General features: G+C 63.8%; 13 protein-coding genes. 8 read left to right on the top strand and 5 right to left on the bottom strand.

Features of this window, described 5'->3' with window-relative positions; translation table 11 throughout:
* Positions 1 to 4: 4 nt before the first annotated feature.
* The 3 genes from AC0L27_RS05160 to AC0L27_RS05150 all read right to left on the bottom strand — a co-directional run bounded on the left by AC0L27_RS05160 (position 5) and on the right by AC0L27_RS05150 (position 3,638).
* Positions 5 to 2,197 (bottom strand): RNA degradosome polyphosphate kinase, encoded by a 2,193-nt coding sequence (locus AC0L27_RS05160; protein ID WP_354204551.1) that lies wholly within the window; start codon positions 2,195 to 2,197, stop codon positions 5 to 7.
* A 127-nt stretch (positions 2,198 to 2,324) separates the two neighbouring features.
* Positions 2,325 to 3,002 carry a P-loop NTPase family protein gene (locus AC0L27_RS05155; RefSeq protein WP_354203918.1) on the bottom strand — a complete coding sequence of 226 codons (678 nt, stop codon included), beginning with the start codon at positions 3,000 to 3,002 and terminating at the stop codon, positions 2,325 to 2,327.
* A gap of 93 nt (positions 3,003 to 3,095) precedes the next feature.
* On the bottom strand, positions 3,096 to 3,638 hold the full coding sequence (locus AC0L27_RS05150; protein ID WP_027569696.1) for a CDP-alcohol phosphatidyltransferase family protein: 543 nt from the start codon (positions 3,636 to 3,638) through the stop codon (positions 3,096 to 3,098).
* A gap of 155 nt (positions 3,639 to 3,793) precedes the next feature.
* Here AC0L27_RS05150 and purM point away from each other — a divergent pair, with 155 nt between their 5' ends.
* Together purM and purN are read left to right on the top strand one after the other, a co-directional pair.
* The gene (gene purM, locus AC0L27_RS05145) at positions 3,794 to 4,867 is read left to right on the top strand and encodes a phosphoribosylformylglycinamidine cyclo-ligase (protein WP_354203916.1); all 1,074 of its coding nucleotides are present in this window, start codon (positions 3,794 to 3,796) and stop codon (positions 4,865 to 4,867) included.
* Positions 4,868 to 4,881: 14 nt separating this feature from the next.
* On the top strand, positions 4,882 to 5,535 hold the full coding sequence (gene purN, locus AC0L27_RS05140; protein WP_354203914.1) for a phosphoribosylglycinamide formyltransferase: 654 nt from the start codon (positions 4,882 to 4,884) through the stop codon (positions 5,533 to 5,535).
* A gap of 99 nt (positions 5,536 to 5,634) precedes the next feature.
* Here the strand turns inward: purN and AC0L27_RS05135 are convergent, their stop codons facing one another.
* Complete coding sequence (locus AC0L27_RS05135; protein ID WP_007591938.1) at positions 5,635 to 5,841, bottom strand: cold-shock protein; 207 nt, start codon at positions 5,839 to 5,841, stop codon at positions 5,635 to 5,637.
* A gap of 378 nt (positions 5,842 to 6,219) precedes the next feature.
* Between AC0L27_RS05135 and AC0L27_RS05130 the strand changes: the two genes are divergently transcribed.
* Complete coding sequence (locus AC0L27_RS05130; protein WP_473318022.1) at positions 6,220 to 7,374, top strand: autotransporter outer membrane beta-barrel domain-containing protein; 1,155 nt, start codon at positions 6,220 to 6,222, stop codon at positions 7,372 to 7,374.
* Positions 7,375 to 7,452: 78 nt separating this feature from the next.
* Here AC0L27_RS05130 and AC0L27_RS05125 read toward each other — a convergent pair whose 3' ends face one another.
* Entirely contained in the window at positions 7,453 to 8,493 is a 1,041-nt protein-coding gene (locus AC0L27_RS05125) for a LysR family transcriptional regulator (protein ID WP_275167177.1), read from the bottom strand.
* 71 nt (positions 8,494 to 8,564) lie between these two features.
* Here AC0L27_RS05125 and AC0L27_RS05120 point away from each other — a divergent pair, with 71 nt between their 5' ends.
* The 5 genes from AC0L27_RS05120 to AC0L27_RS05100 all read left to right on the top strand — a co-directional run bounded on the left by AC0L27_RS05120 (position 8,565) and on the right by AC0L27_RS05100 (position 12,120).
* Complete coding sequence (locus AC0L27_RS05120; RefSeq protein WP_354203909.1) at positions 8,565 to 9,182, top strand: hypothetical protein; 618 nt, start codon at positions 8,565 to 8,567, stop codon at positions 9,180 to 9,182.
* Positions 9,169 to 9,789: a GNAT family N-acetyltransferase gene (locus AC0L27_RS05115; RefSeq protein ID WP_275167175.1), complete on the top strand. Its 621-nt coding sequence runs from the start codon at positions 9,169 to 9,171 to the stop codon at positions 9,787 to 9,789. The genes AC0L27_RS05120 and AC0L27_RS05115 overlap by 14 nt, the downstream gene beginning before the upstream one ends.
* Positions 9,790 to 9,814: 25 nt before the next feature.
* Positions 9,815 to 10,378 (top strand): isochorismatase family protein, encoded by a 564-nt coding sequence (locus AC0L27_RS05110; RefSeq protein ID WP_275167174.1) that lies wholly within the window; start codon positions 9,815 to 9,817, stop codon positions 10,376 to 10,378.
* Between the two features lie 30 nt (positions 10,379 to 10,408).
* Entirely contained in the window at positions 10,409 to 10,579 is a 171-nt protein-coding gene (locus tag AC0L27_RS05105) for a hypothetical protein (RefSeq protein WP_275167173.1), read from the top strand.
* 158 nt (positions 10,580 to 10,737) lie between these two features.
* On the top strand, positions 10,738 to 12,120 hold the full coding sequence (locus tag AC0L27_RS05100) for an aspartate aminotransferase family protein (RefSeq protein WP_275167172.1): 1,383 nt from the start codon (positions 10,738 to 10,740) through the stop codon (positions 12,118 to 12,120).
* The last annotated feature ends 12 nt before the right edge of the window (positions 12,121 to 12,132 follow it).

Below are 12,132 nucleotides of genomic sequence, written 5' to 3'. Positions count from 1 at the left end.
CGGATCAGGATTGATGACGTTCATTACGGCGCGTGAGGCGGCGCGGCGAGGATTCCTTGAGCGACTTACCACGGCCAGACAGACTCGGATTTGTCATGAAGTAGTTGTGGACGTTGAAAGGCTCCTCGCCCTTCGCGGTCTTCATACGCGTTGAGGACCCGTCCGGCAACAATTGCCAGCTCTGCTCGTTGTCCTTGAGGTTGGCGACCATGATCTGTTCGAGAACCTGCTGATGCACCGTGGGATTTTGCAGCGGACACAGCACCTCGACGCGGCGGTCGAGGTTGCGCGGCATCATGTCGGCTGAGGAGATATACACAGCCGCTTTCGCGCTCGGCAGGCCCTGGCCCATGCCGAAGCAGTAGATTCGGCCGTGTTCGAGGAAGCGTCCGATGATCGACTTGACGCGAATGTTCTCAGACAATCCGGGAATGCCGGGTCGCAGGCAGCAGATACCGCGCACCACGAGCTCGACCTGCACGCCGGCCTGTGAGGCCTCGTAGAGCGCGTCGATGATGTCGGGGTCGACCAGCGCGTTCATCTTCATCCAGACCGCACCGGGCCGGCCGTGCCGCGCATGCGCGGTCTCGCCCTGGATGTGCTCGATGATGCGCTTGCGCAAGGTCAGCGGCGAGACCGCCATCTTTTCCAGGTCGCTCGGCGCGGCGTAGCCGGTGATGAAGTTGAACACGCGCGCGGCGTCGCGGCCGATGGTCGGATCCGAGGTGAAGTAGGAGAGGTCGGTGTAGATGCGCGCGGTCACCGGGTGGTAGTTGCCGGTGCCGGTGTGGACGTAGGTCGTGAGGCTTCCGCCCTCGCGCCGCACCACCATCGAGAGTTTCGCGTGCGTCTTCAATTCGAGGAAGCCGTAGACGACCTGCACGCCGGCGCGTTCGAGGTCGCGTGCCCAGCGGATGTTGGCCTCTTCGTCGAAGCGCGCCTTCAGCTCAATCAGCGCGGTGACCGATTTGCCGGCTTCGGCGGCTTCCACGAGCGCGCGCACGATCGGCGAGTTGCTGGAGGTGCGGTAGAGCGTCTGCTTGATGGCGACGACGTCGGGGTCGCGCGTCGCCTGCTGGAGAAACTGCACCACGACGTCGAAGGATTCGTAGGGGTGATGGACGACGAGATCCTTCTGCCGGATCGCGGCGAAGATGTCGCCGCCTTGCTCGCGCACGCGCTCGGGATGGCGCGGTACATAAGGGGTGAATTCCAGATCGGGCCGGTCGAGGCGGGTGAGCTGCGAGAGCTCGTTCATGGCGAGCACGCCGTCGACCAGGAATACCTCGTCGTCGGCGGTCGACAGCGCGTGCTGCACGAAGTTGCGCAGCTGCTCCGGCATCTTGGCGTCGATCTCGAGCCGGATCACCGAGCCGCGGCGGCGGCGCTTCAGCGCGGTCTCGAACAGGCGGACGAGATCCTCGGCCTCTTCCTCGATTTCGAGTTCGGAGTCGCGGATCACACGGAAGGCGCCCTGGCCGTGCAGATTGTAGCCGGGGAATAGGCGGTTGATGAACAGCGCAGTGGCCTGCTCCAGCGAGATCAGCCGGACGACCTTGCCGTCAGCCGGCAGACGGATGAAGCGGTCGATCTTGCCGGGCATGCGGATCAGCGCGTTCATCTGCTTGCCGTCGGCGGCGCGCGTGAGCTGGAGCGCGATGGTGAAGCCGAGGCTCGGAATGAACGGGAAGGGGTGGGCGGGGTCGATCGCGAGCGGGGTCAGCAGCGGGAACACGTTACTGAGGAAGTAGTCCTCAACCCAGGTTCGTTCCGCCTTGGTGACCTCCTTGCCCTCGACCAGCACGATGCCCTCGTCGGCGAGCGTGCCGCGCAGGTCGCGCCAGATTGCCTGTTGGTCCGAGGCAAGCTGCGAGACGGTTCGGTTGATGAGCGCGAGCTGCTCGGATGGCGTCAGGCCGTCGGGGCTGCGCTCGGCAATGCCCTCGCGGACCTGGGCCTTGATGCCGGCAACGCGGACCATGAAGAACTCGTCGAGGTTATTCGCCGAAATCGACAGGAATCGCACCCGCTCCAGCATGGGGTGGCTGGGATTGACCGATTCCTCCAGGACGCGGCGGTTGAAGTGCAGCCAGGAGAGCTCGCGATTGATGAACCGCTCGGGGTTCGATGCGATCGCAGGCGGGCCCTCGGCTTCCGGGGCTTTTTCTTTAACTTCAACAGCTTGCGCAGAATCCATCAGAAGTCGGTCCATCCAGTTCGCCCCAATTTGCGACTTACGCGCAAAACCCGCGGGAGCATGTGTTAGAGCGATGACGTTTCGATGACATTGATGTTCCGCCGTCCGGCCGCGTCAAGCCGCCTTGTCAGACATCCCGGAGCAGCTCGGCGGCCAAGGCCCGGGTGACGGGGCGGCCGAGGCGCAGGGCCTCGCTGTCCAGCAGGTCCACGGCCCGTCGGGCGGCGGCCGAGGACCGCTCCAGGCGCGTGGCGAGGTAGCTGACCACGCTCTCGTCCACCGCGAGCTGGCGGTCGGCGCAGAATTTGACGATCAGGCCGCGGAAGAGCTGGTCGTCAGGCGGCAGCAGCGAGATAACGGGGACGGCGCGGAGCCGCGAGCGCAGGTCGGGGAGCTCGATCTGGAGAGATGCGGGCACCTCGCGTCCGGTGAAGAGGACGTAGGCGCCGTCCTCGCGGGCCAGATTCATCAGATGGAACAGGGCGCGCTCGTCGAATTCCCCGGCCTTGGTATCCTCGACCACCAGCGCGCCGGTGGCGAGCGCAGCCGGGACGGCTTCGGCGGTCAGCCCATTCGCCGTGGTCGAGCGGGCGCCTGAGGCCTCGGCCCAGATCGCGGCGAGATGGCTCTTGCCGCTTCCTTCCGGGCCGGCCAGCCACATGATCCGGTTCGGCCATTCCGGCCAGGCGTCGATGAGGGCAAGACCGGCGGCATTGACGGGGCCTTCGAGGAAATTGTCCCGGCTCAGGCTCTCCGCGTGCGGAAGCGAAAACGCCAATTGTCGGGGATGAACGCGGCCTGGCACGCTTGCTTTGCTCCGTGCCGGCGGGCCGGCTTCGTTTCAAGAGATGCGACTTCATCGAGCGGGAGTTGGCCTTTTGCGGGGCCGCTTCCCAACTCATTTGGCCTCGATCGTGCTCATGTGCCGCAACCACTCGACGAGATAGAGCGACACGGAGGAAAGCGTGAAGACCGTGACGAGGCCCATCAGGATGATATCATAAGGACCGGCTTTGAAGCCGAAGGCGAGGGCGGCCAGCACCAGCGCCGCGAATGCCACCTGGGCCACAGTGTTGAGCTTGGATACCTTCGAGGGCTTCATCTCCACAGGGCGGTCGAACAGCCAAGATATGATCACGGCAGCGACGATCATGATATCGCGCGAGACCACCAAGATGACGATCCAGCGCGGAATCGCGCCCCAGATGCCCAAGGCCATGTAGATCGAGACCAGCAGCGCCTTGTCGGCGAGCGGGTCGAGCAGGGCGCCGAGCTCGCTGGTCATGTTGAAGCGCTTGGCAAGGAAGCCGTCGACCGCGTCGCTGATACCGGCGATCAGGAAGACGGCGAACGCCACCTCCATTTGGCTCGACACGATGGCCCAGACGATGATCGGGACCAGCATGATGCGGCCCAAAGTAATGATGTTCGGTATACTCACACGGCGCTTCCCGGCACCCGGCCTGACCTCGAATTCGGCCCTTTGGAGGCTGAACCGGTTGATATCTCTACATAGTATACGGAGGCGCGCCATGCGAGCCATTGCGTGTCCCCGGAATTCGACGTAACCAGCCGCAAACCCACTGGAAATCGGGCATGACCGACCGCAAAAACGGCCTCACTTACGCCGATTCAGGCGTCGATATCGACGCGGGCAACCGCCTGGTCGACCTGATCAAACCGATGGTGCGCGCCACCGCGCGTGCTGGCGCCGACGCCGAAATCGGCGGTTTTGGCGGCCTGTTTGACCTCAAGGCCGCCGGCTTCAAGGACCCCATCCTAGTGGCCGCGACCGATGGCGTCGGCACCAAGGTCAAGATCGCGATCGAGACCGGCCTGCATGGCGGGATCGGCATCGACCTCGTCGCCATGAGTGTCAACGACCTCGTGGTGCAGGGCGCCGAGCCGCTGTTCTTCCTGGACTATTTTGCCTGCGGCAAGCTCGATCCGGAGGCGACCGCGTCGATCGTCGCCGGTGTCGCCGAAGGCTGCCGCGAATCCGGTTGCGCCCTGATCGGCGGCGAGACGGCCGAGATGCCCGGCCTCTACAAGGACGGCGACTACGACCTCGGCGGCTTTGCCGTCGGTGCCGCGGAGCGGGGCACGCTCTTGCCGCGCAAGGACGTCGCCGCCGGCGATGCCGTGATCGGGCTGGCCTCGTCGGGGGTGCACTCCAACGGTTTCTCGCTGGTGCGCAAGATCGTGGAACAATCGGGCCTCGGCTTCGGAGCGCAGGCGCCGTTTGCGCCCGTCATGACGCTCGGCGGCGCGCTGCTGACGCCGACGCGGCTCTACGTCAAATCCTGCCTGCGCGCGATCCGCGAGACCGGCGCGGTGAAGGGGCTTGCCCATATCACCGGCGGCGGCTTCACCGACAACATTCCGCGCGTGCTGCCGAAGCATCTCGGTGTGGGTATCGATCTGGCGCGTCTGCCAGTGCTGCCGGTGTTCAAATGGCTGGCCGCGCAGGCCGGCATCGCCGAACTCGAAATGCTGCGGACCTTCAATTGCGGGATCGGCATGATCGCGATCGTCGAACCGGACAAGGTCGACGAGGTCGTGGAGGTCTTCGCCGATGCCGGTGAGACCGTGGCCCAGCTCGGTACCGTGATCCCGGCCGAGGGCGAGCATCGCGTCGTCTATAACGGCCATCTCGATTTGGCGCTGTAGTGACCGGCGCTGTGATGAAACGCCGCGTCGCCATCCTGATTTCCGGCCGCGGCTCCAACATGGCTGCGCTGATCAAGGGCGCGACCGCGCCGGATTTTCCGGCGGAGATTTCGCTCGTCATCTCGAACAAGGCCCATGCGCAGGGGCTGGAAAGGGCCAAAGCGAGCGGCGTGAAGACACTCGTGATCGAAAGCAAGCCATTCGGCAAGGACCGCGCCGGCTTCGAGAAGGCGCTGCAAGCATCGCTCGATCAGCACGGCATCGAGCTGATCTGCCTCGGCGGCTTCATGCGGCTGTTCACGGCCGAGTTCACCAGGGCCTGGTACGGGCGGATGCTCAACATCCATCCCTCGCTGCTGCCGTCGTTCCCCGGTCTCGACCCACACGGCCAAGCGTTGCGCGCCGGCGTCAAGCTGTCCGGCGCGACGGTGCACTTCGTGATCCCCGAGACCGACGCCGGCCCAATCGTGATGCAAGGCGCGGTTCCCGTCAGCGACCACGACACGGCGGACACGCTGTCGGAGCGCATCCTCGAAGTCGAGCACCGCATCTATCCCGCAGCACTGAGCCTGCTCGCGGCCGGCAAGGTCCGGATCGAGGGCGATGTGTGCAAGACCGCGGGCAGCGGGCCGTCGGAGAATTTTCTGATAGCGCCTTTGGCGCGGTGAAGCGCCGTCGCACTCGGAATACTTCGTCATACTCAAACAAAAAACCCCCGGCAGAGCCGGGGGCAACGTCATGATCTCTTGCGCAGACCGCGAGAGAAATCAGGAGACCTTGAGGTTCTCCGCGGATGCTTTGCCGCGGTTCTCCACGAGGTCGTATTCAACCACCTGATTTTCATTGAGGGTCGAGAGTCCGGCGCGCTCGACGGCGGAGATATGGACGAAGACGTCCTTGTCACTGCCGTTCGGCTTGATGAACCCATAGCCCTTGGTCGGGTTGAACCATTTGACGGTGCCCTTTTGCGGCATCCTCAGTCTCCTCCGCTAGATACAAAAACGACGCGGCCGCTTTTCGCGTGCCACGCCACAAACGGGCTTCCGGTAGTCTGTTCGAGTCTTGAGTCTCAATGTCGCGAAACGCACAGTCGAGCGGCCAATTCCGATTGTGTCCGATATTGCAACATGAAAATCGCCCGTTAGCAAGCCGCGCGCGAATTTCAAGAGCCCGACCGGAGTGCCCGTCCGCAATTTGCGACCTGTGGCCGCGGAACCACAATCGAAAGCAATGCCTTTGCCTTGACGCGCCAGCCGGTTGACCCTCAGTAACAGTTCGGCACAAATCGCGGCACGCGTGCGCCGCTCCTGTTGCATTTTTGCGCGCCGCCCTTTGCTTCGGGATTTGTCGCCATGTGCTGCACGTCGCAGCCCTCAGAGACACGGCAGGCGATCAGGCTGAACCGCGTCCGCCGGATCGCGGCTGCCGTGGCGTTTGTGCTCATCATGGTGCTGTCGACGACGTCAGGCTTTGCGCAAAGTCCGACGCCCACGCCCACGCCGACCCCGACACCCACGCCGTCACCGACGCCGATTCCGATGCCGACCGCGACCAATTACGACCAGTCGGCCGGCAACAGCGCGCTCAATCTCGGCTCGAATTTCCTGGAGCGGCTCGGCGACCGAGCATCTGGCGGCGTGAACCGGGCGTTTCGGACCAATCCCGGCGGCGGCGGCGCGTCGGCGAGCACGGAAGACCCGCGCTACCGCACCTGGTTCGAGGGTTACGGCATCACGGTTCGGACGGATGCGCAAGGAGACTTTGTCGGCGACAAGCGCAAGACGTTTGGCGGTGTCGCAGGCTTCGGCGCGCGGCTCGCGCCGGGTGTCAATCTCGGCTTCTCCGTCGACCAGAGCCACACCGACGTCGACGTGCCGCTCGCACTTCAGTCCGCGACGCTGGACCTGACCCAACTCGGCTTCAGCGGCTCGGTCGACAAGGGTCCCTGGACCTGGGCGTTCGCGGTGGTGCACGGCTTCGGCAAGGTCCGCTCCAGCCGGGACACCGGCCTGGGACTGGCGACCGCGGGTTATCGCGCCGCAGTTGACGGCGCGCTGACCGAGATCAGCTATTACTGGACCAAGGACCAGATGCGCATCGTGCCCAAGGGCGCACTGGAATATGTCCGCGCCACCAGCGTCGCATTCCAGGAGGTTGGCGGCCTCGATCCACTCAATGTCGGCTCGACGGCGCTCTCGCGCGCGCGTGTCATGATCGGAGCCGAGATCGGGCGCTACTTCATCTTCGACCAGAAGATCCTGGACCTGTCCGCCTATGGCAAGTTCGTCGACAATTTCCATCAGGACCTGGGATCGGTGCAGGTCAGCCTCGGGACCCAGAGCATCGTCGTGCCCGGCATCGGCGAGAGCCGCTACGGCATGGATGCCGGCGCCTCGGCCTCGCTCAGCCTGACCAACACGGCGCGGCTCTACGTCAATTACGACGGCAAGTTCCGCAACGAACTGACGTCGCATCAGGGCACGGTCGGCTTTGAATATCGTTGGTGAGGCGAAGCCTGCCCACGTCCGCCCAGAGCAGGATCGGAAAACCGCGAAGCGGTTTTCCGAAAAGATCACGCTCAAGCTTTACGTCGGCATTGCCGCGACATATCCCGTCAATCCAAAGCCCTCGCGCGCGGCCGTCATCATCGGCGCAAGCGCGTTCGGGTGGATGAACTCGTCGCGGAAACAGGGGTGGGTCTTGGGATCGAAGATTTTCTTCAGCCAATCGACCACGATCTTGTGGCGCTCGGAGGTGCGGAACTCCTTGTGATAGGTGAGCCAGAGATCGGCATGGTGGCTGACGCCGAGATCGACGGCAACGAGCGGGGCGCCGAGCGCGATTGAGACCGTCGGCAGGAATCCGATGCCGGCGCCGCGCTCCACTGCATAGAGCACGCCGACCGAGGAATTGGTCTTGATCCCGACGATGCCCTCGAGCGACTTAAGTCCGAGTACGCGGGCATAAGCGCCGTCGTCGACCTGCGGGGCGCTCTGCTTGATGATGCGGTGGTTCTTCAGCTCGGCCAGGCTCGCGGGCACGCCGTAGAGGTTTTCGTACTCCTTGGAGACGAACGGATAGATGTGCAGCCGGCCGAGCTTGGCGACGATCAGATCGGGATTGGTCGGTGGCTCGAGCTGGATCGCGATATCGGATTCGAGCCGCGCGACATCGGCCTGTTCCATCGCGCAGCGCAGGTCGACGGTGATCTTGCGATAGGTCTTTTGGAAGTCGATCAGTCGCGGCAGGATCCAGAAATTGCCGGGGCCTTCCGTCACCGCGACGCGTACGGTGCCTGACATGTCATTCGACGATCGCGAGGCACGCCGGAACACGTTGAAGGCATGACGCTCCATGTGCGCGACGTCGGCGATCATCGCGCTGCCTTCGTCGCTGAGCGTGAGCCCGCTCTGGTCGCGCAGGAACAGCTTGCAATCGATGCTCTCTTCGAGCCGGTCGATCCTGCGCATCAGGGTGGTGGAGGTGAGCCCGAGCTCTTCGGCGGCGTTGCGGAAACTTTTATATTTTGCGCAAGCTAAAAACAGTTTCAAATCGTCCCAGGACATGTCCAGGGCTTCTTCACGGTGCTGCATCATCGCAGCACCCCGGTGCAATAACTGCTGCATACGCCTGATCCCCAGCCGCTAAGCTCTTTGTCATAGCGGGGCACGAAAGCCGCGAACGATAGAGGGGTGACATGGGTATGGAAAGGGGCTCGTTTGCCGCAAGGCATGATTTCGACGCGCTGCCGCTCAGTCCGGATGTCGACGTCCGTCGCGCCCAATTTTCCGAAATAGCCGCGCTTTCGCAGTTGGCGCACCGGCTGGTGCCGGGCGTTCGGATCGGGGCGGCTGAGCTTGCAAAATATTTCGCCTTCGATCCCGACAGCATCCTGACTTTCAGCCGGAAGGGCAACCTCGTCGGCGGAATGGCTTTCCTGTTTCTCAACGATCGCGGGCATGATGGGCTGTTGCTCGACGAGATCTGCCTCACCGCGCCGGAGACGCGCCATCTCGCGTCCGCGAACGAGGACGTTTCCGCCATCTACATCTGGGCGATCGCGGCGACGGGGCGCGGCGTCGCCGGTCTCGGCAAAGCCGCGGCTCATCTGAGACAGCTAAGGTTTCGCAACTCGGATTGCTATGCGCAGCCGTCAACCGTGGCCGGACGCGACATCATGAAGGCGACAGGCTTCGAGCCTGTTCCAAGCTTCCAACCCGATCTGTGGTGCTACGAGCGGCCCTGGCATCGGCAGCCGATGCGCATGCCCGGCGCGATCATTCAAGCAAGGAGTTTTGCAGATGCACGGTACTAGGATTCCTCTCGCGAAGCCCGATTCCCGCGCCATCACCGTTCGCCTCGCACGCGATCTCAGCGATCTCATGCTGGTCACCTCGATCCGCTCAGCCGTCTATCTCGCCGAGCAGGATTGCCCGTTCGATGAGGAGTTCGACGGCAACGACATGGTCGCCGCGCATTTCATCGGCTATGTCGGCAACGAGCCTGCGGGCTGTCTGCGGGTGCGGTTCTTCGGCGATTTCGCCAAGGTGGAACGGCTTGCGGTGCGGCACCAATATCGGCGCTCGCGCGTCTCGTTCAAGCTGGTACAGGCGAGCGTCGACTATGTGAAGCGCAAGGGCTTTCGCAAGATCTACGGCCAGGCGCAGGACCGTCTGGTCGATTTCTGGGCCCATTTCGGCGCCAAGCCGCTCGGCCACAATCGCAAGATCACCTTCTCCGACTTCTCCTATACGGAAATGCTGCTGGAGATCGAGCCGGGCCCGGATGCCATTACCCTGGACAGCGATCCATACGTGATCATCCGCCCCGAAGGCGATTGGGACCGGCCGGGCGTGCTCGACGCCTCGGCAGGACGGGCCGTGACGTCGCCGCTGCGGGACGTCGCGCTCGCCGGCCGCTGAAACTGGTGCAGCTGCGCGCAAAACCATGCTGGTTTCCATCACCGACGATCCGCCGATCCTGGTCTGCGCGGATCTCCAGGTCGAATACCTGACCCCAGGACGTCGCCACGTCATCCTCGACGGCGATGACGCCACCGCGCGCTGCGTGGAAATGCTGACGCTGTGGCGCGTCAATCTCTGGCCGGTGATGCATCTGAAGCGCATCGCGCAGGCGGCCTGGTTCAATCCGGCATCCAGGCTGACCGATTGGATCGCGGAGGCGAAGCCGCGGCCGGGAGAAATGACGTTCGAGCACCCGCTGCCGTCGGCCTACAGCTCGTCGCGGTTTGTGGACTACATGTCCAATATCCGCAATGTCCGTTGCGTGCTCGCGGGCTTTTCCCTGGATGAAACCATTCTGGCCACCGCTATCGACGGGTTTCACCGCAGCCATCGCTACCAGATAGTGGCCGACGCGGTGGCCTGCCGGCAGCCGGGGACAGGCGATGCTGCCGCCTACAAGCATGCGGTAGTGAATGTGATCGGGAATTTTGCTACAATCCAGTCCAGCGCCGAACTGATCAGAACCAGCGGCGCCGTTGCGGTGTAGGCGGCCGCGATCGACGGATGGAGTGGGACATTGTCACGGGGAGATCAGCTCGAGGAGCTGGCAAGCGACCTGTCGCATGCCGCCGAGGCGGCGCGCCGTCTTGGTCTGCCCACGACGGTGTATCTGCTCTCGATGGCACTGGTGGAGGTGCGGGAGGCCGCTGCCGCCGTTAATGAGGGGAATGACGACGGCGCGGCGTGACGGCTTCCCGATGTGCGGCTTTGTGCAACGCTGCTGAGCGCTTGCCGCCCACGGATTGACGTTGCAAGTTTTGCGCGGTGGCAATAGCCAAGGAGCTGGATCATCGAGTGATGACGCCGGCCGCGCCGGCGACGTGACGCTTTCAAGGATGCCTGCAAATGTCCATGCTACCCAATTCGCAAGAGGCCCGGGATGTGGCCTATCAGCTCCATCCCTATACCAACGCGCGCGCCCATCAGCAGGCCGGTCCCCTCGTGATCGAACGCGGCGAGGGCCCTTACGTGTTCGACGCCTCGGGCAAGCGCTATTTCGAGGCGATGGCAGGCCTGTGGAGCGTCGGGCTCGGCTTCAACGAGAAGCGGCTGGTCGAGGCTGCGCACAAGCAGATGCAGGCGCTGCCGTTCTATCACACGTTCTCCGCCAAATCGCACGGGCCCTCGATCGATCTCGCCGAGAAGCTAGTCGCGCTCGCGCCGGTTGCGATGAGCAAGGTGTTCTTCACCAATTCCGGCTCGGAGGCCAACGACACCGTTCTGAAGTTGATTGCCTATCGCTCCAATGCGCTCGGCCAGCCACAGCGCAAGAAGGTGATCAGCCGGATGCGCGCCTATCACGGCGTCACCATTGCGTCCGCCAGCCTCACCGGCCTGCCGAACAACCACCGCTCTTTCGACTTGCCGCTCCCGAACATCCTGCACACGGGCTCGCCGCATTTCTACAAGGACGGTGCACCCGGCGAGAGCGAGGAAGCCTTCGCGACGCGGCGAGCCGAAGAGCTCGATGCGCTGATCCAGAAGGAAGGCCCGGACACGATCGCGGCGTTTTTCGGCGAGCCGGTGATGGGCGCGGGCGGCGTCATCGTGCCGCCGGCAACCTATTGGGACAAGATCCAGAAGGTTTTGAACAAGTACGACATCCTGTTGGTCGCCGACGAGGTCATCTGCGGCTTCGGCCGCACCGGCAAGATGTTCGGCTGCGAAACCTACGGCATCAAGCCCGACGCGATCGTGGTCTCCAAGCAGATCACCTCGAGCTATTTCCCGCTGTCGGCCATCATGATGAACGATCGCATGTTCGAACCGATCGCCGATGAGAGCAACAAGATCGGCGTGCTCGGCCATGGTTTCACCGCGGGCGGCCATCCGGTCGGCTCGGCGATTGCGCTGGAGAATTTGAAGATCATCGAGGAGCGGGGCCTGGTTGCGCACGCCGCCGAACTCGGTGGCTACATGCAAGGCAAGCTGCGTGAACTCACCAGCCATCCGCTGGTCGGCGAAGTCCGAGGCGTCGGCATGATCGCAGCGATCGAACTGGTACTCGACAAGGCGCGCAAGACCGCAGCGACAACGCCGGGCGCCGTCGGCGGCATGGCCAGCCGCATGCTGCAGGAGCGCGGCGTGATCTCGCGCAACATGCTCGACGCCATCGCCATCTGCCCGCCGCTGATCGTCACCAAGGCCCAGATCGACGAGCTGGTTACGGCGATATCAGGCGTGCTGGACGACATGAAGGGCGAAGTGGCGAAGCTGACGCCGGCGTAAGGGAAACGTCAG

The sequence above is a fragment of the Bradyrhizobium sp. Ken51 genome (assembly GCF_055807435.1).
Note: the sequence above shows the minus strand (reverse complement) of the source record. Positions and strands in the feature narration are given on the sequence as shown.